This is a genomic window from Sphingobium sp. YBL2 (genome assembly GCF_000943805.1).
Classification (GTDB): Bacteria; Pseudomonadota; Alphaproteobacteria; order Sphingomonadales; family Sphingomonadaceae; genus Sphingobium; species Sphingobium fuliginis.
Window position 1 is genome coordinate 3334088 of sequence record NZ_CP010954.1, and the last position, 22892, is coordinate 3356979.

A 22892-nucleotide genomic window follows, 5' to 3' on the forward strand; every position below is an offset into this window, starting at 1 on the left:
GACTCCGGCCGATGGCGCGGGCCCCTATTCGGTGGCGTTCGCGCTTTCGTCTGCGCCGTCCTGGCCAAGGCGCGCCGTCATGCCTGTCGCGGCGGCGTCGTCCTCGATCTGCTGCTGTTCGGAAATGCTCGGCGGCGGTGCAGGTTCCGGCGCGGCCGCATTGTTGCCCGGCTCGGGAGCGGGGGCCACCGGTTCCTCCTCGATCGCATTTTCGACCGGCGGCTCGACCAGATTGTTGGTCGCGGGCGCCTCTTCCTCCTTCTTGCCGCAGGCGGCGAGGGCAAGCGTCCCGGCAAGGGCGATAAGGGCGAATTTGCGCATGAAGATCAGTCCTTGGATGCGATGGAGGTGGCGGGCGCGGCGGTCGGGTCGACCCGGCGGCTGGACGCCTCGATCTTCGCCGCCAGCAGCTTGTCCCAGCCATAGGGGTCGGAACGGAAGCTCATCGTCCCGTTATTGCTGGCGAAGGCGGTCCAGTAAAGCAGGTACACCGCCACTTCCTTGGGCAGCGACACCCGCTGGGTCTTGCCCGCGTCGATCAGCGACTGGATCTTGCCGGCAAGGTCGGGATTGCCCGCCACCATCAGCTCCGCCAGCGGGACGGGCTTTTCCAGGCGGATGCAGCCATGGCTGGCCAGCCGGTCATAGCTTGAAAACTTTGCCCGCGACGGCGTGTCGTGCAGGTAGACGGCGAAGGGATTGTTGAAGTCGAACTTCAACCGGCCGAGCGCGCTGTTCGGGCCGGCGGGCTGCACGATCCGCTCTCCGGTTTCCGGCGTGCCGACGATCTTGTACCCCTGCCGGATCAGTGTCGCGCGCCCCTTTGGCCACAATTCGCGCTTCGCGATGGAGGAGGGGACGTTCCACGGCGGGTTGACCACGATCGAATGGATGCTGGACGACAGCATCGGTGTCGCATTGTCCGGCGAGCCCGTCACCGCGCGCATCGACGTCACCGGCTGGTCGCCCTCGAACACCGTCAGCACGGCGGCGGCGATATTCACCTGCACCCGGTTGACCGGCAATTCGCGCGGCATCCAGCGCCAGCGTTCCATATTCGCCATGATCGCGGCGATGCGATCGTCCACCGGCACGTTCAGCTCCCTGAGCGTCCGGGCGTCCAGCAGGCCGGTGGGGTTGAGGCCATAGCGCCGCTGCGCCCGTTGCAGCACATCGACCAGCTTTTCGCCGGGCGTGACGCTCTTGTCCTCTATGGCGATGCGCGCCCGCACGGCATCGGGGGAGGATTGCGCGGTGAGGGTGGGCCAGCCGCCCGCATCGCGAATGCGTTCGTAATTGGCGAGCCCCTTGCGCAGCCCGTCATAGCCGGCATAGGGCGGCGTCAGGCTGAGCGCCCATTGCGGCAGCCTGTCCTCGCTGATCGCCTTGGCAAGGCCGGGCCGGGGATCGAACCGCGCCGGGCGCAACGCCCAGATCTCCAGGAAGTCGGCGGTATCCACGCGCCCGGTGCTGAGCGCCTTCGCCCGGTCCAGCACGGCGGACAGAAGCGCCTCTCCCTTCAGTTCTCCGGTCGCTCTGGCGCGCGCCATCAACCCTTGGACCGCGCCGCCCTTCAGCCACTCGTTCAGCCATTTTTCCTGCGCTGCCGAGGGTTGCGGCAGCGGCACGGGCGGTGGCGTCACCATGGCCGGAGGCAGGATGACCTGCGGGGCGGGGGGCTGCGCCGACGGGGCGGGCATGGTCGGTGCGACGGCCGGCGGTTGCGCCACCGCCGGCACCGCGACGGCGCCCAGCAGGGAAATTACGGAAAAACGGATCATTTCAGGACGGTTCATGCTGGACCAGATAGCGCAAAGCCCGCATCGTTCAAACTCGAAGATAGCGGAAAAGATGATGCTGCACGTCGTTCACCATCCGGCCTATGTCTCTCCGGCAACAGCGGGCAGTTCCTTTCGCTTCGACAAATATGGGCTGGTGATGGAGGCGCTGACCATGGCGGCCGCACCCTTTACCGTGCATGAACCCGCCCCCATGCCGCGCGTCTGGATAGAGGCGGTCCACGACCCCGATTATGTCGAGCAGGTCGCGACGCAGACCGTGCCACACGAAAAGGAAAGACGGATCGGTTTTCCGGTGACGGAGCGGGTGGCGCGCCGTTCGATGCTGTCGCCCGGCGGCACATGGCTGGCGGCGCGGCTCGCCATGCGCCACGGCTATGCGGCCAATGCGGCGGGCGGCAGCCATCATGCACTGCCCGGCAGCGGCGCGGGATATTGCGTGTTCAACGACCTTGCCATCGCTGCCAACCGGCTGATCGCGGAGGGGGATGCGCACCGGATATTGATCCTCGACCTCGACGTGCATCAGGGCGACGGCACGGCCGTGCTGACCGGCGGGCGAGGGGACATATTCACCCTGTCCATCCATGCGGACCGCAACTTCCCCGTGCGCAAGGCCCGCTCGACGCTCGACATCGGCCTGCCCGACGGCACGGGCGACGAGGCTTATATGGAGGCGCTGATGAGGGCCCTCCCGCCCGTGCTCGACGATTTCCGGCCTGATCTGATCCTCTACCAGGCCGGGGTCGACCCGCATGAAGACGATCGCCTCGGCCGTCTGGCGCTGAGCGATGCCGGGCTGGACCGCCGCGACCGCGCCGTGATGCGCGCCGCGCGCCGCCGGGGCATCCCGCTCGCCAGCACCATGGGCGGCGGCTATGGCGAAGACCGAATGGCCATCGCCCGGCGCCACGCCGATTGCATGATCCACCTGGCGGAAGAGGCGGGTGATGGCCGATAGCTGCCGCTGAGCGCGCCGTGTTCCTGGCGAAGGCTCTCACGAGCCATTTGTCTGTTCAGCAAGGAAAGCGGAAAGTCGGCAAGCCCCCTTCCGCGCTTAATGCAGCGTTGCCTCCCCCGTGGCGTCGGAACCGGCGGCCTGCCTGCTCTCCATGATTTTAGCCGCGACCAGTCCTGCCGCGACCAGCGCCGCGAAATCGCTGAAGGCCAGATAAAGGATATAGCCCCAGGGCGCATGGTTGAACACCGCTTGCCCGATATGCAGCCACAGCACGGCCGCCAGCGCGAATAGGACCGTCGCTCTCGCCCGTCCAGCCAGATCGCCGCTCACGATCCGCAGCATCAGCGCAATGACGATGCCGACGACCAGCGCCAGGATCAGGCCGCCGATCAGCGCCCCGGCATCGGTCACCGGAAATCCGCTATTGTTGTAGAAGACCGTGGCGACCGGCCCCTTGCCATAGAGGATGGTGCCGTGCGCGGTCGCCGGGTCGGGAATCACATAGACGCCGGTGCCCGACGGCGTCAGCGCCTGCGCCAGGGCCGCCTGCAAATTGCTGCCGGCGGCGGACTCCGCGCGATGAAAGGCGAGCGCGCTCAGCGGCGTCCCCCAGAAGAGGAAGCCGACGAGATACATGGCGACGCCGCCGATCAGGCCGCCCAACAGGGTCTTGAACATATGCCCTCCTGTCCTCTCAACGATCGAGAGGCTGACGGACAAACGCCGGAACGGCAATATCTTTCCGGGAAGGGCGCTCAATCGCCCTTGCGCGACGCCTTTTCCGCAATCCCCGACACGCCCTCGCGCCGGTCGAGTTCGTCCAGAACTTCGTCCAGCGCGATGTCGAGGTCGGCCAGCAGCACCAGCAGATGGAACAGCAGGTCTGCGCTTTCGCCGATCGCGCCTTCGCGGTCCGCCGCCATGGCGGCGATCACCATCTCCACGGCCTCTTCGCCCAGCTTCTGGGCGATCTTGCCGCGCCCCCTGGCGGTCAGCTTGGCCACATAGGACTGATCGGGATCGGCCTGCCGCCGCTGGCGGATGGTCCGTTCAAGATTAAAAAGGGTCGCGCGCATGGCGCCATCAAGCGCCACGCGCGCAAACCGTCAAACGAAAACTTACTTGCGCTTGCGGCGGGCGACGAAAACCCGCGCGCCCAGCACCGCGGCGCCAAGGCCGAACAGCGCCATCTGTTCCGGTTCGGGCACCGGCGTCGGCGTGCCGCCGGACGAGGAACCGCCCGAGCTGCTGGAGCCGCCGCACTTCTTGCCCCAGCACCAGGTCGCTTCCGCCGGAGCCGCCGCGCCCATCAGAGCGGCCACGCCAGCGGCCAGAAACAGCTTGTTCACATTCATCATCTTCACCCCGCTGTTGATTGAGTCAGGTGCGGGAAGAGGTGCAGGCACCGTGCCAGTTCCACTAAATGGAGGCGGAACGGGGCCATCATGGTTAACATGGACCTGCCGATCTGGGTTAATGTAAAGGCAACCGACGTTTTTCGGCGGAATCGGGTCGGTCAGGCGGTCCGGACCGCAATGCCGGCGGCCGCCAGCGCCTGATGCGCTTCAGCAATGCTATGTTGACCGAAATGAAATATGGACGCCGCGAGCACCGCGCTGGCATGCCCCTCCACCACGCCTTCGACCAGATGATCGAGCGTCCCGACGCCGCCGCTGGCGATGACCGGAACCGAAACCGCATCGGCAATGGCGCGGGTAAGGGCAAGGTCATAGCCCGCCTTGGTCCCGTCGCCGTCCATGGACGTGACCAGCAGTTCGCCCGCGCCCAGTTGGGCAAGCCGCACCGCATGCTCCAGCGCATCGATGCCGGTCGGTTTGCGGCCGCCATGGGTGAAGATTTCCCAGCGGCCATCGCCCACCCGCCGCGCATCGACCGAGCCGACGACGCACTGGCTGCCGAAGCGGTCGGCGATGTCCGCCACCACCTCGGGCCGGGTGACGGCCGCGCTGTTCACCGCGACCTTGTCCGCACCCGCGAGCAGCAGGGCGCGGGCATCCTCCGGACTGCGCACGCCCCCGCCCACCGTCACCGGCATGAAGCAGACCTCCGCCGTGCGCCGGACCACGTCTATGATCGTGCCGCGCGCCTCATGCGTGGCGGTGATGTCCAGGAAGCAGAGTTCATCCGCGCCCGCTGCGTCGTAAATCTTCGCCTGCTCGACCGGATCGCCCGCGTCGCGCAGATCGATGAAGTTCACGCCCTTGACCACGCGGCCATTGGCGACGTCCAGGCAGGGGATGACGCGGGTGCGGACGGTCATGCGGCCGCCTGCGCCACCGCCAGCGCCGCCTTCAGGTCCAGCCGCCCGTCATAGAGCGCGCGGCCCGTGATCACGCCTTCAATGCCCTCGTCGGCATGCAGGCTCAGCACCCGGATGTCCGCGATCCCCGCGACGCCGCCGCTGGCGATCACCGGAATGTCCGTGGCGCGGGCCAGATCGACGGTCGCATCGATGTTGCAGCCCTTGAGCAGGCCGTCGCGGCCGACATCGGTGAACAGCAGGCTGGCGACGCCCGCATCCTCGAACCGGCGGGCAAGGTCGACCACCGGCATGTCGGACTTCTCTGCCCAGCCGTCCGTCGCGACGAAGCCGTCCCGCGCGTCCACCGCCACTACGATCCCGCCGGGGAAGTCCCGTGCCGCCGCCTTGACGAAGCCCGGGTCCTTCAGGGCCGCCGTGCCGATGACGATGCGCGACACGCCCAGGTCGAACCAGCGCTCCACCGCCTCCCGGTTGCGGATGCCCCCGCCCAGCTGCACATGGCCGGGAAAGGCCGCCACGATGGCCTCGACCGCTTCGGCATTGACCGCATGGCCCGCGAAGCTGCCGTCCAGATCGACCACATGCAGATGCTGCGCGCCCGCTTCCGCGAACAATATCGCCTGGGCGGCGGGATTGTCGCCATAGACGGTGGCGCGGTTCATGTCGCCTTCGGCCAGGCGCACGACCTGGCCGCCCTTGAGGTCGATGGCGGGGAAAACGATCAGGCTCATGGACGCCAATCCAGAAAACGGGAGAGGAAGGAAAGGCCGTAGCTCTGGCTCTTTTCCGGGTGAAACTGACAGCCGATGATGGTGTCGCGCGCCACCGCCGCGACCAGCGGCCCGCCATGATCGGTGACGGCGGCGACATGCGCCGGGTCGGCGGCTTCGAAATGATAGCTGTGCAGGAAATAGGCCTCGCCCGCTTCCAGCAGCGGAGGCGTGCCGCGCAGGGCCACGTCGTTCCAGCCCATGTGCGGCACCTTGATCGCCGGATCGCGCGGCTCGATCAGCCGGACGGTGCCGCCTATCCAGCCCAGCCCCTCGTGCCGGCCGAACTCTTCCCCCGCATCGGCCAGCAACTGCATGCCCACGCACACGCCCAGAAAGGGGACGCCGCGCTGGCGGACGGCCTCGTTCATCGCCTCCACCATGCCGGGAATCGCGACCAGCGCATCGCGGCAGGCGCGGAAGGCGCCGACGCCCGGCAGGACGATGCGGTCCGCCCCCGCCACGACATCCGGATCGGCGGTGATGACGGCATCGTCCGCTCCCGCCTTGCGCAGGGCGTTGTGCACCGAATGAAGGTTGCCCGCGCCATAGTCGATCAGGGCAAGCGCGGTCACAGCATTCCCTTGGTCGAAGGAATGGCGTCGGCCTTGCGCGGGTCGATCTCCACCGCCTGCCGCAACGCGCGGGCAAGGCCCTTGAAGCAGCTTTCGACGATATGATGGTTGTTGCTGCCGTAGAGATTTTCGATGTGCAGCGTGATCCCGGCGGCCTGGGCGAAGCTGTGGAAGAAATGCTCCACCATCTCGCTGTCCCATTCCCCGATGCGCTGCACGGTGAAGTCCACCTTGAACACCAGCCAGGGGCGTCCCGAAATGTCCAGCGACACGCGGGTCAGCGTCTCGTCCATCGGGGAATAGACGCTGCCGTAGCGGGAAATGCCGCGCTTGTCGCCCAGCGCCTTCGCCACCGCCTCGCCAATGGCGATGGCCGTGTCCTCGGTCGTGTGATGCTGGTCCACATGCAGGTCGCCGACGGTCTTCACGTCCATGTCGATCAGCGAGTGACGCGACAATTGCTCGATCATGTGATCCAGGAAACCGATGCCCGTCGAAACGGTGTAGATGCCGGTGCCGTCCAGGTTGACGGTCACGTCGATCTGCGTTTCCGCAGTGTTGCGGTGAATGTCGGCCGTGCGCATGGCAGCGCCCTATAACGAAGTGGACGGCCGTTGCAATGTGGCGTTGCACCTATAGCGCGCACTTGACCCGCGCCGCCGCGCCGTTAGGACATTGGCGCATGAGCGACGACCTGCCCGACAGCCTGATTCCCTATGACGAAATCGTGCAGGAGGCCCTGCGCGCCGTCGTCGGCCGCGTGCTGGGGGAAATCGAACGGACGGGCGGCCTTCCCGGCGCGCATCATTTCTACATCACGTTCAAGACGCAGGCGGCCGGAGTCGATATTCCGCGCCATCTGGTCGAACGCTTCCCCGACGAAATGACCATCGTCCTCCAGAACAAATTCTGGGACCTGAAGGTCAGCGACGACGCCTTCGGGGTCAGCCTGACCTTCAACCAGGTGGCGGCGCATCTGCATATTCCCTTCGCCGCGATCACGGCCTTCGTCGATCCGGCGGTGAATTTCGCGCTCCAGTTCCAGGCGCAGGCCGACATTGCGCCCGAACCGCATGAAGAGGCGGAAAATGACGCGCCGCAGGTGACGACGGAGGACGGCTCCAATGTCGTGACCGTGGACTTCGGCAAGAAGAAATAAGGCTGGAAACAGGGGCGGGGGCTCCCCAGATTGACGGCACTCCGGCGACATCATGGGAGTGCCCGACTTGAACGACAGCCGCACCGAAACCGACAGCATCGGCGCCATCGAAGTGCCCGCCAGCGCCTATTGGGGCGCGCAGACCCAGCGGAGCATCGAGAATTTCCCCTTCGGCCCCGGAGAACGCATGCCGATCGGCATCGTCCACGCGCTGGCCATCGTGAAACAGGCGGCGGCGCGGGTCAATCGAGGACACGGACTCGATTCGGACCTGGCGGATGCAATCGAGGCGGCGGCGGCGCAGGTCGTCGCGGGCAACCATGACGACCAGTTCCCGCTCGTCATCTGGCAGACCGGCAGCGGCACCCAATCCAACATGAACGTCAATGAGGTGATCGCGGGCATCGCCAATGAGGCACTGACCGGCAAGCGCGGCGGCAAGAGCCCGGTCCACCCCAACGACCATGTGAATATGGGCCAGTCGTCCAATGACAGCTTCCCGACCGCCCTGCACATTGCGGCGGCGCGGGCCGCCACGGCGGCCCTGTTCCCGGCGCTCGACCGGCTCCACGCCGCCCTCGACGCCAGGGCGAAGGCGTGGGAGGGCATCGTGAAGATCGGCCGCACCCATCTGCAGGACGCGACGCCGCTGACGCTGGGCCAGGAATTTTCCGGCTACGCCCATCAACTCTACCGCAGCCGCAAGCGGATCGAGCCGGCGGTCATGCACGGCATGATGGCGCTGGCGCAGGGCGGCACGGCGGTCGGCACCGGCCTCAACGCGCCCGCGGGCTTCGACGTGGCGGTGGCGAAGGAAATCGCGGCGCTGACCGGCCTGCCGTTCCGGACCGCCGACAACAAGTTCGAGGCGCTCGCCTCCAACGATCCGCTGGTGCACCTGTCCTCCACCCTGGCGACGCTGGCAGTGGCGCTGACCAAGATCGCCAACGACATCCGCCTGCTGGGCAGCGGCCCGCGCTCGGGCCTTGGCGAACTCGACCTGCCGGCCAATGAACCGGGCAGTTCGATCATGCCCGGGAAGGTCAATCCCACCCAGTGCGAGATGCTGACCATGGTCGCCGCGCAGGTCATCGGCAATCATCAGGCGGCGACGGTCGGCGGCCTTCAGGGGCATCTGGAACTCAATGTCTTCAAGCCGATGATCGGCGCGGCGGTGCTGCGGTCTATCCATCTGCTCAGCGTCGGCATGGACAGTTTCGCAGAACGCTGCGTCGACGGGCTGGAGGCGAATGAGAGGCGGATTGCCGAGCTGGTCGACCGGTCGCTGATGCTGGTCACCGCGCTCGCGCCCGAAATCGGCTATGACAATGCCGCCAGGATCGCGAAACACGCCCATGCCGAAGGGCTGACGCTGAAGGAGGCGGGCCTGCAATTGGGGTTGGTCGATGGGGAAAGCTTCGACCGGCTTGTCCGGCCCGAAAATATGGTCTGATCCACATCGGCATGGTGGAACCGGTCGCGCTGCGGTACATTGATGTCCCATGAGGAAAAAATCGCCCGCCCAGCCGCTGATCGCCGTCCGCCCGCCCCGCAAGGACGGGCTGCTCCGAAAGGCGGCCCGCGTCGGTGCGACCGTCGTCGCGGCGCGGGTGGCCGCCGATACCGGCAAGAAGGGCGTGATCGGCCTGCTGGCTGGCATGGGGGCCAAGCGGCTCATCATGCGTCATCCCATGGGCACGCTGTTCGTGACGGGCGCCTATATGGCCGGAAAGGTCTATGAGGCGAAGCGTGAGGCGGATCGCAAGCGCAAGGTCAAGGCCCTGCCGGACGGCAGTCCGCCGCCGATCCTGATCGAGGAAGCGCGCAAGGCCCGCAAGGGTTGACGGCGCGACAGTCCCCCTTGCCAAATCCCGTCCATGACGCCAAGAGCGGCCATGGCCGACAGCATCTCCATAGAGACGCCCGATTTCAAGCGCCGCGGCGTCCTGTTCGTTCTTTCCTCGCCCTCTGGCGCCGGTAAATCCACCATCGCGCGCAAGCTGCTGGCTGCGGAGCCGGATCTTGCCATGTCGGTTTCCGCGACCACGCGGCCGATGCGGCCGGGGGAGGTCGACGGCAAGGATTATCATTTCGTCGATCTGGAGGAATTCCGGCGGATGACCGCCGATCACGAATTCCTGGAATGGGCGCATGTCTTCGGGCAGCGCTACGGCACGCCCCGCGCTCCGGTGGAGGCGATGCTGAAGTCCGGCCGCGACGTTCTGTTCGACATCGATTGGCAGGGCGCGCAGCAACTCCACCAGATTGCGGGCGGTGACGTGGTGCGGGTGTTCATCCTGCCGCCGTCGATGGAGGAGCTGGAGCGTCGCCTGCGCGGTCGGGCGACGGACAGCAATGAGGTTATCGAAGGCCGCATGGCCCGCGCGGCGGGAGAGATCGCGCACTGGGACGGCTATGATTATGTCCTGTGCAATGTCGATGCGGAAGATTGCTTCCGGCGCGTCCAGACGATCCTGCACGCCGAACGCATGAAGCGCAGCCGCCAGACGGGTCTGATCGGCTTCATCCGCAGGCTCAGCCGCTATCATCAGGAAGATTGAGGGATTTGGACGTACCATGCGCCTGCGAAGGCAGGAACATGGCAGGTTTCAATCCTGCCGGGTCATGCCCGGGGATGATCGCCAGAGCATCATGCGCAAAAGTGGGAACCGGTTTTGCGTTTAAAACGATGCGACGACAAAAGCTTGGAGCGCGCGGCCTGCGTCCGATTTAACGCAACGCGCTCCAGAGCAGATTCCGATCCGATTGCATCGGCTCGACTGCTCTAAGTTTTTGTTTGTCGCGTTTTCCGAGTCAGCAGATGATTCCATCTGCTTGGAAAACGCTCTAGCCCTCAAACCCCGCCGGTTCCGCCCAATCCGGATGCACCCAGGCCATCGCCTTGAACAGCGTCCCCATGGCATCCCCGGCGGTCAGGCGCAGGCGGGCTGCCTCCACCTCCTCGGCGCGGGCCGGCGTCGTGCGGGCGAGCTGATCGGCGCGGGCGTCGATGCCCAGCCGGCGCAGGAAAGCGCCCTGACCGACCGGCCCCATCACCCGAAGCCCCGCCTGCCGCGCCATATTGCCGATCATGGTGAAGTCGACATGGGTGGTGAGGTCGCTTTCGCCCGGCTCCAGAAAGGGGTCGGCGAAGCGGTGCGCTCGCACCGCCTGCAACGTGTCCCCCAAGGCCGGCCCCTCATAGCCATAGTCGACGATGATCGCGGCGCCGCCCTGCCGGGCGATCCTGTGCGCGAGTTCCAGCGCGACCGCGGCCCCGGCCAGCGGCGTTTCCAATATCGCGCCTTCCGGCGCTTCGGCGGCGAGGGCGGGGATGCCCGACTCGACGCGGCGATAGCCAGCCATGGGCGCGAAACGATCGGGCTGGCCCGGATCGGGGCAGATCACCACCCGTTCGCGCCATTCCTTTCCGCTGCGCACGATCTGGCGCACGGGCAGCGCGTCGAAAAATTCGTTGGCGACGACCAGCAGCGGCCCCTGTTCGGGCAGGGTGGAGACAGTGTCGTGATGGAAGATGTTGGGGATGATCGTCCTTTGCCGCTCCCGCAGGCTCGGGCTGGTCTCCACGAAATGCACCCGTGGGACGAGCGACAGGCCGGCCATGGCCCGGAGGGCATCGGAAGCGAGCGTGCCGCGGCCGGGGCCGAGTTCGACATAGCCGATCTCCGGCCGGCTGCCCGACCGCATCCAGACGTCCGCCAGGCATAGTCCGACCAGTTCCCCGAACATCTGGCTGATCTCCGGCGCGGTGGTGAAGTCGCCGGCGGCGCCCAGCGGGTCGCGAGTGCCGTAATAATGCTGGTTCGCCTCCGCCATATAATGGGCGATGGAGATCGGCCCGCCCGACGCGATCTGGCGCGCCAGGCGTTCCGACAGGCTGGGTTCAGCTGACACTCGCGCTGCCCGCGACCGGTTCCACGCGCACGCGGCGGCTCCTGGCGGTGAAGATCAGGTACAGGCCGCCCAGGATCATCGGCACGCACAGCCACTGGCCCATGTGCAGGCCGGTGCGCGCGGCGAATTCCATGAGCTGCGCGTCGGCCTCGCGGAAATATTCGACGCCGAAGCGGAAGATGCCGTAGCCAAGCAGGAAGATGCCCACCAGCATGCCGGGCTTGTAGCGGGCGCGGGTCTTCCAGAAGGCGAAGGCGAGGATCAGGAACAGCACTATGCCTTCCAGGAAAGCCTCGTAAAGCTGGCTCGGATGGCGGGGGAAGGCGCCGCCGGTCGGGAAGACGATCGCCCAGGGCACATCGGTTTCCTTGCCCCACAGCTCCCCGTTCACGAAATTGGCGAGGCGGCCGAAGAACAGGCCGAAGGGCACGCAGCAGGCCACGAAATCATGGATGCGCAGCCAGGAGAGCTTCTCCTTGCGCGCCATGTAGAGGATGCCGAGCGACACGCCGATGGCCCCGCCATGGAAGGACATGCCGCCGTTCCACAGCTTGAAGATGTCCAGCGGATGGCGGAGGATTTCGGGCTGGTAGAAGAAGACATAGGCCAGCCGCCCGCCGATGATGATGCCCAGCGTCGCATAGAAGATCATGTCGTCGGCATGCCGGCGCGCCATGGGCGAACCGGGCTGGGCGATCAGCTTCAGCAGATACCAGTAGCCGATCAATATGCCCGCCAGATAGGCGAGGCTGTACCATTTCAGCGTGAAGAAGCCGAGGTCGAGCGCGACAGGGCTGAGGCCGAGCTGGTCGAAGCGGATGGCCCCCGAAGCGGCGGCGGCAAGGTCAAGGATCAAGTTGGCGTTCCCCTTGGGAAATTCGGCCCCCGCCATAGAGCAAGGTGGGGGACGGAGGAAAGGGAGGAAGTTGACCGGGCCGGTTCATGGAGTCCGAACGACGTTCCCGGCCATGGTGGTGGCGAGTTGCGGCGGCCTTGGCGCCACTCGACCAGACAGGGGCTTGGCATGCGTCAGGACCGACCTTGCAATCCTGCCTTCCCCAACGACGGATCGGGCATCCCCGCCATCCGACCGTCCTCACCCCTTCAAAATCCGCCAGCGCGGGGAAACCTGATTCCACACGCCGCAAACCGAAATTCAGCCCCCGATCTTCGCCCGCGCAAAGGCGACGAGCGAGCCGAACGTCTCGAACGTATCGCCGTCTATATCCTCGTCCTCGATCAGGATGCCGAAGCGGTCCTCCATCTCGGTGAGCAGGCCCGCAACGGCCATGGAGTCCAGTTCCGGCAGCGCGCCGAACAGCGGCGTATCCGCATCGAAGGCGTCTACCCGGTCCTGCGACAGGGCCAGCACATCGCGCAGCAAGGCGCGCATCATCGTTTCAATATCCATTGCCCGGTCGACCGGTTGTGCATTGTCCGCCCGCATGATGGGCGCCTACCTAGTCGTTCCGCAGCTAACCTACAAGCGCCGAAATGGCCGCACGCGCGGCGGGCAGCCAGACCGAAGCGCGTCGGGGGTTGAAGAAATCCAGCCGGTAGAGCGTTTCCCGTTCCTCCATCCAGTCGGTCTTGTAGCCATTGTCGCCCGTTCCATAATCGATCGTCGCGACATGATCGCGATCGATGGCGTGCGCGAACATCGCATGGCTGAGCAGGCTGCCGGGGGAGGCGCCGTCGAACGCCTGGTCATGGGCCAGCTTGTGAATGAGGGCGGTGCCGTTCTCCACCGTCCATAGCTGGGTCGCCACCGGCTGCTCCTCCAGCCGCGCGAAGCCCAGCCGGAGCGTCCCGGCGGCGCTTTCCCGCTGGGCCAGCGCATGGAGAAAGCCGAGATCGGCCTCCGGCTTCTTCCAGCTTCGTTCCTGCACGGCGGCATAGTCGCGCCACAGCGCCTCGGTCAGCCGGTCTGCGATGCTGAGGGTGAAGCGGCTCGCGCGGTTCTTGCGCGCGATCAGCGTACGCAGGCGGCCGGGCCGTTGCGCCCAATATTGCTCGAAAGTCCGCCCATTCAGGTGCAGCATATGCCGCCCCCCCATCGGCCGCCGGACGCTGAACCAGCCTGCACGGCGAAAGGCGTCGAGCAGCATGTCCGACGCGGCAGCTACCGGATAGAGGTCGATCTGGGCGCTGTCCGTCAACAGAGACTGGGCGATGACTTCGATCAGGCGACGACGGACGGTCTCGTCCAAAGGGCCAAGGAAGACCGGCCCCCAATCGAAGCTGTACCAGTTGGCGAGCGCGCCCAGCCGTCCCGCTCCGGACGAAAGCAGGAAAAGCCATGCCTGACACTCCCCCTCCAACGCCTGGAAGATGCGGACGTCCGTCGTGGAAAAGCAATGCGCATGGAGCGATTCGAACCAGTCGATGCGGTCGAACAGCGACGGCGTGCCGGCGCGGTCGAGCGCTGAACCCAGCACCTGACGCGCTTGGGCGACGCTGCGATATTCCCTTGCGACCAGCAAACCATTATCTCCCCGTCGACAGCATCGCCTTTAGGAAAAAAGTCTGGAGATGGAGTTAAGCGATTACCCCGCGCCCATGGCGGACCCCATGATCGACGGCGCGCAGGTGCGGCCGATCGACCATCTGCTGCTGCGCGGCGACGCGGAACGGCCCGCGCTGGACGGGCGCTCGGGCACGCAAAGCTATGCGGAGCTGGAAGCGACATTGGGGCGGCTGGCGGCATGGCTTGCCCGATTCGGGCTGGACAAGGGCGCGCGAGTCGCAAGCTGGGTCGCAAAGGGCCCGGTCGCGGCCCTGATGCCGCTCGCCGCCCCCCGCGCCGGGCTGGTCCATGTGCCGGTCAATCCGCTGCTCAAACATGCCCAGGTCGCGCACATATTGGCGGACAGCGGCGCGTCGCTGCTGATCGGGACGGCCAGCCGTCTGGCGACCCTGACGCCGGGCGACGTGCCGGGGCGATGCGACCTGCACCGGGAGGATGATGCAGCCTGCGCGATGAGCGGCGGGGAGGCGCTGGCCCCGTCCCATGCCACGCCCGACGAACTGGCCGCAATCCTCTACACCAGCGGATCGACCGGGCGGCCCAAGGGCGTGATGCTGAGCCACGCCAATCTCTGGCTGGGCGCTGTATCGGTGGCGGAATATCTGAAGCTGACGGCGGAGGACCGGACGCTTTGCGTGCTTCCCTTCAGCTTCGATTATGGACAGAATCAGCTGTTTTCCACCTGGTTCGCCGGCGGATGCGCCTGTCCGCTCGATTATCTGACGCCGCGCGACGTGGTGAAGGCGGTGGATCGGTGGGACATCACCACCTTGGCGGGGGTGCCGCCGCTCTGGGTGCAGTTGACCGAACTGGACTGGCCCGCCGATGTGGCGGCGAAGCTCAGGCGGCTCACCAATAGCGGCGGCGCGCTGACGCGGCCCCTGGTGGCGAAGTTGCGGGCGCTGTTTCCGCGCGCGGACCTCTACCCCATGTATGGACTGACCGAGGCGTTCCGCTCGACCTATTTGCCGCCCGCGCTGGTGGAAAGCCGCCCCGACAGCATGGGATCGGCCATTCCCCATGCGGAGATACTGGTCGTTCGCCCGGACGGTTCGATTGCGGGCGACGATGAGCCGGGTGAACTGGTGCATTGCGGGCCGCTGGTGGCGCAGGGCTATTGGCGCGATCCGGCGCGCACGGCGGAACGGTTCAAACCGGCGCCCGTCGGCTCCCACTATGGCGGCATGGCGGTATGGTCGGGCGATACCGTGCGCCGGGATGCGCAGGGACTGCTTTATTTTGTCGGACGCGATGACGCCATGATCAAGTCCGCCGGCAACCGCATCAGCCCCACGGAGGTCGAGGAAGCGGCCGTCGCGGTGGAGGGCGTTGCCGAAGCGGTTGCGCTGGGCGTCCGGGACGATCGTCTGGGGCAGGCGGTGCTGTTGCTGTTGCGCGGCGCTTCGCCGGAGCTAAAGGCGCAGGTGGAGGCACGGCTTCGGCAGGAGCTTCCCAATTTCATGCAACCGCGCGAGATCGTCATGCTTTCCGAATTTCCCCGCAATCCCAATGGCAAGATCGACCGCGTGGCGCTGGCGAAGGAATTTGCGGCATGAAGCCGATGGGACCAATCCCGCCCTTCTTCGCGGGCGAGGAGGGCATGTTGCTGATCGGCGGCTGCGGCGCGGCCAGCCTGGTGGAGGAGGCCGGGGACACGCCGCTGTTCGTCTATGACATGGGCATGATCGAGGGGCAGGCGCGGGCCTTCCGCGACGCCATGCCCGCGACGCTGTCGCTCCATTATGCGGTGAAGGCCAATCCCCATGCGCCCCTGCTGGAGCGCATGGCGAAGCTGGTGGACGGCTTCGACGTGGCGTCGGGCGGGGAACTGGCCCGGGCGCTGGAGGCGGGGATGGACGCTGCCCATATCAGCTTCGCCGGGCCGGGAAAGCGCGACGATGAACTGATCGTCGCCATAGACAGCGGCGCGACGATCAACCTTGAGTCGGAGGGGGAGGCGCGACGGGCCATCGCCCTTGCGGAGCAGCGGGGCAGGACGCCGAAGCTGGCGGTGCGGGTGAACCCGGATTTCGACCTGAAGGGGTCCGGCATGCGCATGGGCGGCGGCGCCAAGCCCTTCGGCGTGGACGCGGAGCGCGCGGCGGCGCTGGCGCGCTGGGTGATCGATGCGGGGGCCCAATGGCGCGGCTGGCATATCTTCGCCGGCAGCCAGGCGCTGGGGGCGCTGGCGCTGATCGAGACGCAGGCGGCGACCATCGATCTCGCCACCCGCCTGTCCGACAGCATCGGCGCGGTGCCCCCGCTGGTCAATCTGGGCGGCGGCTTCGGCATTCCCTATTTTCCCGGCGACGAACGGCTGGACATCCGGCCCATCGGGGACGCGCTGGGCCGGCTGATCGACGGGCGGGCGGACATATTGCAGGACAGCGCCTTCGCCATGGAACTGGGCCGCTGGCTGGTGGGGGAGGCAGGCGTTTACCTCACCCGCATCGTCGATGTGAAGAAGAGCCAGGGCGAAACCTTCGTCGTCGTCGATGGCGGGCTGCATCACCAGCTCGCGGCGAGCGGCAATTTCGGCACGGTGGTGCGCCGCAACTATCCCATCGCCGTCGCCAATCGCTTCGGGGAAGCGCCCGCGGCGGAGGCCGTAACGGTCGTGGGTTGCCTCTGCACGCCCATCGACAGGCTTGGGGACAAGGTCGCGCTGCCGCCGGTGGAGGAGGGCGACCTGATCGCGATCTTCCTGGCGGGGGCCTATGGCGCCTCGGCCAGCCCGGCGGCTTTTCTCGGTCATCCGGCGCCTCGGGAACTGCTGATCGGCTGATTTTAATCAACTGATTTGCCAATAACTTAACTCCTAACGCTATTTTTACCCTTTCGGGGCAAGAAGGCCGTCGAAGCTGAGTGCTTGACGGTTGCCGGCGCCTCCCTTTGGCGGCTGTCGGCGCGGCCGCGAAAAGGGGTGAATCTATGCGTTTCCTGTCACTTTCCCGTGCGTTGATCGGCATGTCCCTGCCGGCTCTGGCTCTTTCGGGCTGCGCTTCGGGCGGGGGCGCGCCCAATCTGCCGCCGGCGTCCTTCGTTTCGACGCAGGAGGGGCCGGGCGAGGAATATGTGATCGGGCCGCTCGACGACCTCACCATCTTCGTCTGGCGCAATCCCGATCTCGGCGCGAAGGTGCAGGTGCGGCCCGACGGGCGCATCACCACGCCGCTCATTTCCGACATGCCGGCGGTCGGCAAGACGCCCCGGCAACTGGCCGACGACCTGAAGGTGGCGCTGGGCAAATATATCGAAAATCCGCTGGTGTCGGTGATCGTCAACAATTTCTCCGGCACCTTCAGCCAGCAGGTGCGGATCGTCGGCGCGACCGAAAAGCCCGCCTCCATCCCTTATCGCGCCAATATGACGCTGCTCGACGCGATGATCTCGGTCGGCGGCCTTTCCGAATATGCGGCGGGCAACAGGGCGAAGCTGGTCCGCTTCAACAAGGAAACCGGCAAGCAGCAGGAATATCAGGTCCGCCTCGGCGACCTGCTGAAGCGCGGCGACAGCAAGGCGAATGTCATGCTGGCGCCCGGCGACGTCATCATCATTCCCGAAAGCATGTTCTGACATGGCGGCTCTCGTCGACGAACTGCTGGTCATCCTGCATGGCCTCTGGCTCCGCCGCTGGCTGGCGCTGGGCGTGGCCTGGGGCGTGTGCCTGGCTGGCTGGCTGGGCGTGGCGCTCATCCCCAACAGCTATGAATCCAAGGCGCGGGTCTATGTGAACACCCAGTCACTGCTGGAGGACAAGGTGGGCATCACCCAGGTCCAGGCGCAACAGGACCTCGACAGGGTGCGCCAGACCCTGGCCAGCACGGCCAATCTGGAACGGGTGGTGAAGGAGACCGATCTCAACCGGACGGTCGACGGGCCGCGCGACCTGGCGGCGAAGATCACCGGATTGCGCGAGACCATCACCGTGATGGCGCAGCTTGACCCCAGCATGATCGACATCAGCGCCACATGGGCCGATTCCGGCCTGTCGGACGGTGCCAATGCGCGCATTTCGCAACAGATCGTGCAGAAGCTGGTCGACATCTTCCAGGAAACCAACCTGTCCTCCGACAAGGTGGAGACGCGGCAGAGCCTTGCCTTCCTCGACCAGCAACTGGCGGCGCGGGGCAAGCAGCTTGCCGCCGCCGAACAGCGCCGCGTCGAGTTCGAGCAGCGCTATGCGGGCATGCTGCCGGGCGCCGGATCGATCGGCCAGCGCATGGACGCCGCCCGGTCGGAGATCAACAGCATCGATTCGCAACTCGTGCAGGCGCAAAGCGCGCTGGCGGCGATGAACGGCCAGTTGGCGGGCACGCCGCAGACCTTGCCGGGCGTCGGCGCTTCGGACGGGCCTTCGGCGCTGGCCCAGGCGCAGGCGGACCTTGCGTCGATGCGGGCGCGGGGCTTCACCAGCAGCCATCCCGACGTGATCGCGGCGCAGCGGCAGGTGGACCTGCTGCGCGGGCAGGGCGGCGGCAGCGCGGGCAGCACGCCCAATCCCGCCTATCTTTCGATCAGGTCGATGCAGGCGGAACGCGCCGCCACGGTGCAGGGGCTTTCCGCCCGCAAGGCGCAGTTGCAGGCGGACCTGAACGCCATGGCTTCGCGCCAGACGGATGAACCCGGCCTCGCCGCCGAGCAGGAACGGCTCGACCGCGACTATCAGGTGCTCAAGACCCAATATGACAAGATGCTGGCGGACCGCGAGGAAATCCGTCTGCGCGGCGATGTGAAGTCGGAAACCGGATCGGTCCAGTTCCGCGTCATCAATCCGCCCAGCCTGCCGACCGCTCCGGCCGCGCCAAACCGGCCGCTGCTGCTGCTGGGCGTGCTGATCCTGGGGCTGGGCGCGGGCATCGGCACGGCCTTTGCCGTGGCGCAGCTCAAGGGCGGCTTTCCCAATGCGGCGCGGCTGGAAAAGGCGCTGGGCGTCTCCGTGATCGGATCGATCAGCCAGACCGTCAGCGCGGCGCAGCAGGCGATGGAGAGGCAGCGGATGAAGTGGTTTGCAGGCGCCAGCGGCGGCCTCGCGGCGCTGTGCCTGCTGCTGATCGTCATCGAATTCGTCCAGCGCGGGCTGGCTTGAGGAGGGACCGGATATGAACAGGCACAAGTCCCTTTCCGGCGGATCGCTGATCGAGCGGGCGACCGAAATCTACGATTTCAGCGCGGCCCTGCGCGGGCGCGCGGCGCCCGCGGTCGAAGTTCCGGCGGGCGAACCCGTGGTGGAGGCCGCGCAACCCGCGCCCGCCGCCGTCGAAACGCCGGTCCCCGAAACGCCGGTCCCCGGCTATCGCGCGCCGGACTGGACCGGGCCGGTACAGCCGATCGACCGCATCGCGCTGGTCGAGGCGGGCTATCTGCTGCCCGACGGCCCCGTCACCGCGATGAGCGAGGAGTTCCGGCTGCTCAAGCGCGACCTGCTGGCCGAACTGGCGGGCAATGCGCGGGGCAACCGGGTGCTGGTCTGCTCCGCCCATAGCGGGGAGGGCAAGAGCTTCTGCGCGATCAACCTGGCGCTCAGCCTGGCGGCGGAGAAGGATCGCGAAATCCTGCTGGTCGACGCCGATTTCGGCAAGCCCGGCATCCCGCAGGCGCTGGGGCTGACCGAAGGGCCGGGCCTGATGGACGCGCTGGCCGATCCGGCGATTGCCATCGAGGATTGCGTGCTGCGCACCGACATTCCCTCTCTCTCCGTGCTCCCGGCCGGACAGCGGAGCAACAACGACACCGAATATCTGGCCTCCGCGCGGACAGAAATGCTGCTGGGCCGCCTGACCGAGGGACGGCCCGACCGCATCGTCCTGTTCGATTCGCCGCCCCTGCTGGCCGCTTCTCCTGCGGCTGTGCTGGCCGGCCACGCCGCCGTCGCGCTGCTGGTGGTGCGGGCGGACAGGACGACGGAAGGCGCGCTGCGCGATGCGGCCGGACTGCTCAAGGGCGCGTCCAAGGTGAAGCTGCTCCTGAACGGTGTGAACTTCGCCAGCGGCGGACGGCGTTTCGGCAGCTATTATGCGCAGGGCCATGATGGGGAGCATGCGGGCTGATGATCTCTCGCCTAGCCCTTCTTCTCGCGGGGATCGCCCTGGCCTCGCCCGCCCTTGCGCGGGACGAGCAGCGCAAGGTCGACGTCACGCCCTATCTCGGCATCGACCAGGTCGTGGTCGCGCCGATCCAGGGCGGCGGCGACGTTCTGACCTATACCAACGTCACCGCGGGCGTGACCGCCAGCGTGCAGACGCGGCGGCTGGAAGCCGCTGCGGACCTGCAATATGCACATAGCTTCGGCTGGGGCGATGACCTCAGCGATCAGGACATCATCAGCGGGATCGTCAGCGGCCAATATGGCCTCGCGCGCGGGCTGTCGCTGAATGCAGGCGGCTTGGCGACGCGGGTCCGCACGGACGGGTTCTCGGGCGCGTCGGTGCGCAATGACGGCTATAGCAGCCAGGTCTATGCAGGCTATGTCGGCCCGTCCTATGTCACGCGGCTGGGCGATCTGGACATCAGCGCCTCCTACCGGCTCGGCTATGCGCGGGTCGAGGATGACGTGAATGTCGATTTCCCCGGTGTGCCTCTGGGCAATGGCTTCGCGGAATCGACCACCCATGACCTGATGGGTTCCGTCGGCGTCGGGCCGGGGGTGTGGATGCCGCTGGGCCTCGTCGCCAGCGCAGGCTACAGCCGGGAGGATGCAAGCCAGCTCGACCAGCGGTTCGAGGACAAATGGGCGCGGCTCGACGCCACCCTGCCGGTATCCCCCACGCTCGCCCTGATCGGCGGCATCGGTTATGAGAAGATCGAGATCAGTCAGCGTTCGCCCTTGCTCGACGGCAATGGCGTGCCGGTAATCTCCTCCAGCGGCCGCTACGTCACCGACGACAGCTCGCCTCGCCAGCTCATCTATGATTTCGACGACATCATCTGGGATGTCGGCGTGCTTTGGCGGCCGAGCCACCGCACCTCGCTGACCGCGCGGGTGGGCGAACGCTATGGCGGCATGACCTATTCGGGCAGCTTCATCTGGCAGGGCCGGGACAAGTCGTTCGCCCTGGTCGTGTTCGACGGCATCGACAGCTTCGGGCGCGTCATCACTTCCGATGTGGCGGCGCTTTCGGGCAGCGACCTCAATATCGTGCGCAATCCCTTCACCGGCGACTTCACCGGCTGCGCCTTCTCCACCAGCGGGGGCGGGCAGTGCTTCAACGATGCGCTGGCCGGGGTCACGGGGGCGAATTTCCGCTATCGCGGCGTGGCGGCCCAGTTCGCGGCGGAGCGCGGGCCCTGGGGCATGGGTGTCGGCCTTGGCTATTCGCAACGCAAGTTCGTGACGCCTTCGGGTGAGACGGTGCTGGTGCGCGGCACGCGGGACCAGAACTGGTACGGCAACGCCTCGCTCACCTATCGCGTCGACAGCCAGTCGAGCATCGATACGGCCGTCTATGCCAATTATTTCGACGCCAGCGGCAACCGGCTGGACGTGCTGAACCTGGGCGCCTTCGCCAGCTATTACCGGCTCGTCACGCGCAATCTGCAGGCGTCCGCCTCGGTCGGCGTCGACAGTGCCAAGGCGGACAATCTGGACGCCGTCATCAACGCCATGGGCCAGCTTGGCCTTCGCTACACATTTTAAGCCAATGCCCCGTCGGGTGGAGAGATAGTCATGTACGACCAGTTCTACGGATTGCAGGGACGCCCGTTCCAGCTGACGCCGGACCCGCATTTCTATTTCGAGAGCGCGACCCATCGCAAGGCGCTGTCCTATCTGGGCTATGGCCTTGCGCAGGGAGAAGGCTTCATCGTCATCACCGGCGACATCGGCGCGGGCAAGACGACGCTGGTCGGGCACCTCATGAACACCATCGACCCGTCGCGCCTGACGGCCGTGAAGATCGTCTCGACCCAGGTGGAGGGCGACGACATGCTGCGCCTTGCCGCGCAGAGCTTCGGCCTGGGCGTCGACGGCATGCCCAAGGCGCAGATACTGAAGCAGATCGAGGGCTGGCTCCATGCGCAGGCGCGAGCGGGCAAGCGGTCGCTGCTGATCGTGGACGAGGCGCAGAACCTGCCTATTTCCGCGATCGAGGAATTGCGGATGCTGTCCAACTTCCAGTTGGGCGGGCAGTCGCTGTTGCAGATATTCCTGCTGGGCCAGCCGGAATTTCGCGACCTGCTGAAATCGCCGGAACTGGAGCAGCTTCGCCAGCGGGTGATCGCCACCCATCATCTGGAACCGATGATGCGGCGGGAGGTCGAACCCTATATACTGCACCGCCTGTCGCTGGCCGGATGGCAGGGCGATCCGCAATTCACGCCGGAGGCTTTCGCCGCCATCTATGCCGCGACCGGCGGCGTGCCGCGCCGGATCAACGTGCTGGTCAGCCGCGTGCTGCTGCTGGGCGCGCTCGACCAGCTTTCGGTGATCGATGCCGAAGTGGTCTATGCGGTGGTGAACGACATGGGCGCGGACGCGGACGTAACGCCGGAACCGATGGCGCGCAGCGTGCTGGACGATGCCGGGGAACTGGCGGACATGCCTGCTGCCGTGCCGTTCGCGGCCGACCCCGGGGTTTCCGACGAGGTTGCGTCCTTGCGCGCCGAGGTGGAGGCGCTGCGGGCCGCCAGCCCGGGGCCGGCCGCGGACCTGCTCGACGAGATCGCTTCCCTGCGGGCGGAGATCGACACGCTTCGGGCCGAGAACGACTTTGCCCGCAGCGCGCCGAGCGTCGATCCCGAAGCGCTGAAGGACTGCTTCGCCCTTGTCGAGGAACGGCTTTCCACGCTGGAGTTCCGCGTGACGGAGCAGGACACGGCGCTGCGCCGGGTGCTGACGCTGCTGGTCGAATGGGTCGAGCGCGAGGAAAGGCTGGGCGAAACGCAGCAAAGCGCCGCCGCCTGA

General features: G+C 66.6%; 25 protein-coding genes. 12 read left to right on the forward strand and 13 right to left on the reverse strand.

Annotated elements, in window-relative coordinates:
• Positions 1-24: 24 nt before the first annotated feature.
• Together TZ53_RS15435 and TZ53_RS15440 are read right to left on the reverse strand one after the other, a co-directional pair.
• The gene (locus TZ53_RS15435) at positions 25-321 is read right to left on the reverse strand and encodes a hypothetical protein (protein ID WP_044661848.1); all 297 of its coding nucleotides are present in this window, start codon (positions 319-321) and stop codon (positions 25-27) included.
• 5 nt (positions 322-326) lie between these two features.
• Positions 327-1796 (reverse strand): L,D-transpeptidase family protein, encoded by a 1470-nt coding sequence (locus TZ53_RS15440; RefSeq protein WP_037484035.1) that lies wholly within the window; start codon positions 1794-1796, stop codon positions 327-329.
• A 58-nt stretch (positions 1797-1854) separates the two neighbouring features.
• On the opposite strand from TZ53_RS15440, the gene TZ53_RS15445 reads away from it, so the two are divergent.
• Entirely contained in the window at positions 1855-2760 is a 906-nt protein-coding gene (locus tag TZ53_RS15445; protein ID WP_044663084.1) for a histone deacetylase family protein, read from the forward strand.
• Positions 2761-2856: 96 nt separating this feature from the next.
• On the opposite strand, the gene TZ53_RS15450 is transcribed toward TZ53_RS15445, so the two are convergent.
• The 7 genes from TZ53_RS15450 to hisB form a co-directional block, all read right to left on the reverse strand.
• Complete coding sequence (locus TZ53_RS15450) at positions 2857-3438, reverse strand: hypothetical protein (protein ID WP_044661849.1); 582 nt, start codon at positions 3436-3438, stop codon at positions 2857-2859.
• Positions 3439-3515: 77 nt separating this feature from the next.
• Entirely contained in the window at positions 3516-3836 is a 321-nt protein-coding gene (locus TZ53_RS15455; RefSeq protein ID WP_044661850.1) for a phosphoribosyl-ATP diphosphatase, read from the reverse strand.
• 42 nt (positions 3837-3878) lie between these two features.
• Positions 3879-4115, reverse strand: a complete 237-nt coding sequence (locus TZ53_RS15460; RefSeq protein WP_025551763.1) for a PEP-CTERM sorting domain-containing protein — start codon at positions 4113-4115, stop codon at positions 3879-3881.
• Positions 4116-4276: 161 nt separating this feature from the next.
• Positions 4277-5041, reverse strand: a complete 765-nt coding sequence (hisF, locus tag TZ53_RS15465; RefSeq protein ID WP_044661851.1) for an imidazole glycerol phosphate synthase subunit HisF — start codon at positions 5039-5041, stop codon at positions 4277-4279.
• A complete protein-coding gene (hisA, locus tag TZ53_RS15470) occupies positions 5038-5775 on the reverse strand; it encodes a 1-(5-phosphoribosyl)-5-[(5-phosphoribosylamino)methylideneamino]imidazole-4-carboxamide isomerase (RefSeq protein WP_044661852.1) in 738 nt (245 codons plus the stop codon). Before hisA ends, hisF begins: the two co-directional genes overlap by 4 nt.
• Complete coding sequence (gene hisH, locus TZ53_RS15475; protein WP_025551759.1) at positions 5772-6389, reverse strand: imidazole glycerol phosphate synthase subunit HisH; 618 nt, start codon at positions 6387-6389, stop codon at positions 5772-5774. Before hisH ends, hisA begins: the two co-directional genes overlap by 4 nt.
• Positions 6386-6973 (reverse strand): imidazoleglycerol-phosphate dehydratase HisB, encoded by a 588-nt coding sequence (gene hisB, locus TZ53_RS15480; RefSeq protein ID WP_025551758.1) that lies wholly within the window; start codon positions 6971-6973, stop codon positions 6386-6388. Before hisB ends, hisH begins: the two co-directional genes overlap by 4 nt.
• A 98-nt stretch (positions 6974-7071) precedes the next feature.
• Between hisB and TZ53_RS15485 the strand changes: the two genes are divergently transcribed.
• The 4 genes from TZ53_RS15485 to gmk all read left to right on the forward strand — a co-directional run bounded on the left by TZ53_RS15485 (position 7072) and on the right by gmk (position 10109).
• Positions 7072-7548 carry an SspB family protein gene (locus TZ53_RS15485; RefSeq protein WP_044661853.1) on the forward strand — a complete coding sequence of 159 codons (477 nt, stop codon included), beginning with the start codon at positions 7072-7074 and terminating at the stop codon, positions 7546-7548.
• Positions 7549-7615: 67 nt separating this feature from the next.
• The gene (gene fumC / locus TZ53_RS15490; protein WP_044663085.1) at positions 7616-9001 is read left to right on the forward strand and encodes a class II fumarate hydratase; all 1386 of its coding nucleotides are present in this window, start codon (positions 7616-7618) and stop codon (positions 8999-9001) included.
• Between the two features lie 49 nt (positions 9002-9050).
• On the forward strand, positions 9051-9392 hold the full coding sequence (locus TZ53_RS15495; RefSeq protein ID WP_044661854.1) for a hypothetical protein: 342 nt from the start codon (positions 9051-9053) through the stop codon (positions 9390-9392).
• A 51-nt stretch (positions 9393-9443) separates the two neighbouring features.
• Positions 9444-10109: a guanylate kinase gene (gmk, locus tag TZ53_RS15500; protein WP_025551753.1), complete on the forward strand. Its 666-nt coding sequence runs from the start codon at positions 9444-9446 to the stop codon at positions 10107-10109.
• A gap of 286 nt (positions 10110-10395) precedes the next feature.
• On the opposite strand, the gene TZ53_RS15505 is transcribed toward gmk, so the two are convergent.
• The 4 genes from TZ53_RS15505 to TZ53_RS15520 form a co-directional block, all read right to left on the reverse strand.
• A complete protein-coding gene (locus tag TZ53_RS15505; RefSeq protein WP_044661855.1) occupies positions 10396-11463 on the reverse strand; it encodes a class I SAM-dependent methyltransferase in 1068 nt (355 codons plus the stop codon).
• On the reverse strand, positions 11453-12355 hold the full coding sequence (lgt, locus tag TZ53_RS15510; protein ID WP_170825636.1) for a prolipoprotein diacylglyceryl transferase: 903 nt from the start codon (positions 12353-12355) through the stop codon (positions 11453-11455). Before lgt ends, TZ53_RS15505 begins: the two co-directional genes overlap by 11 nt.
• A gap of 264 nt (positions 12356-12619) precedes the next feature.
• On the reverse strand, positions 12620-12910 hold the full coding sequence (locus TZ53_RS15515) for an acyl carrier protein (RefSeq protein WP_025549642.1): 291 nt from the start codon (positions 12908-12910) through the stop codon (positions 12620-12622).
• A 28-nt stretch (positions 12911-12938) separates the two neighbouring features.
• Positions 12939-13946, reverse strand: a complete 1008-nt coding sequence (locus TZ53_RS15520) for a GNAT family N-acetyltransferase (RefSeq protein WP_044661856.1) — start codon at positions 13944-13946, stop codon at positions 12939-12941.
• An 88-nt stretch (positions 13947-14034) separates the two neighbouring features.
• On the opposite strand from TZ53_RS15520, the gene TZ53_RS15525 reads away from it, so the two are divergent.
• From TZ53_RS15525 to TZ53_RS15555, 7 genes are all read left to right on the forward strand, one after another.
• Positions 14035-15546, forward strand: a complete 1512-nt coding sequence (locus TZ53_RS15525) for an acyl-CoA ligase (AMP-forming), exosortase A system-associated (protein ID WP_044663087.1) — start codon at positions 14035-14037, stop codon at positions 15544-15546.
• Positions 15543-16775: a pyridoxal-dependent decarboxylase, exosortase A system-associated gene (locus TZ53_RS15530; protein WP_044661857.1), complete on the forward strand. Its 1233-nt coding sequence runs from the start codon at positions 15543-15545 to the stop codon at positions 16773-16775. Before TZ53_RS15525 ends, TZ53_RS15530 begins: the two co-directional genes overlap by 4 nt.
• Before the next feature lie 146 nt (positions 16776-16921).
• Positions 16922-17566 carry an XrtA/PEP-CTERM system exopolysaccharide export protein gene (locus tag TZ53_RS15535; protein WP_044661858.1) on the forward strand — a complete coding sequence of 215 codons (645 nt, stop codon included), beginning with the start codon at positions 16922-16924 and terminating at the stop codon, positions 17564-17566.
• A 1-nt stretch (position 17567) separates the two neighbouring features.
• A complete protein-coding gene (locus TZ53_RS15540; protein WP_044661859.1) occupies positions 17568-19079 on the forward strand; it encodes an XrtA system polysaccharide chain length determinant in 1512 nt (503 codons plus the stop codon).
• Positions 19080-19092: 13 nt separating this feature from the next.
• Positions 19093-20040, forward strand: coding sequence for a P-loop NTPase (locus tag TZ53_RS15545; protein ID WP_044661860.1), 948 nt, complete (start codon positions 19093-19095; stop codon positions 20038-20040).
• Complete coding sequence (locus TZ53_RS15550; RefSeq protein WP_044661861.1) at positions 20040-21626, forward strand: hypothetical protein; 1587 nt, start codon at positions 20040-20042, stop codon at positions 21624-21626. Before TZ53_RS15545 ends, TZ53_RS15550 begins: the two co-directional genes overlap by 1 nt.
• A gap of 30 nt (positions 21627-21656) precedes the next feature.
• Positions 21657-22892 carry an XrtA/PEP-CTERM system-associated ATPase gene (locus tag TZ53_RS15555; RefSeq protein ID WP_044661862.1) on the forward strand — a complete coding sequence of 412 codons (1236 nt, stop codon included), beginning with the start codon at positions 21657-21659 and terminating at the stop codon, positions 22890-22892.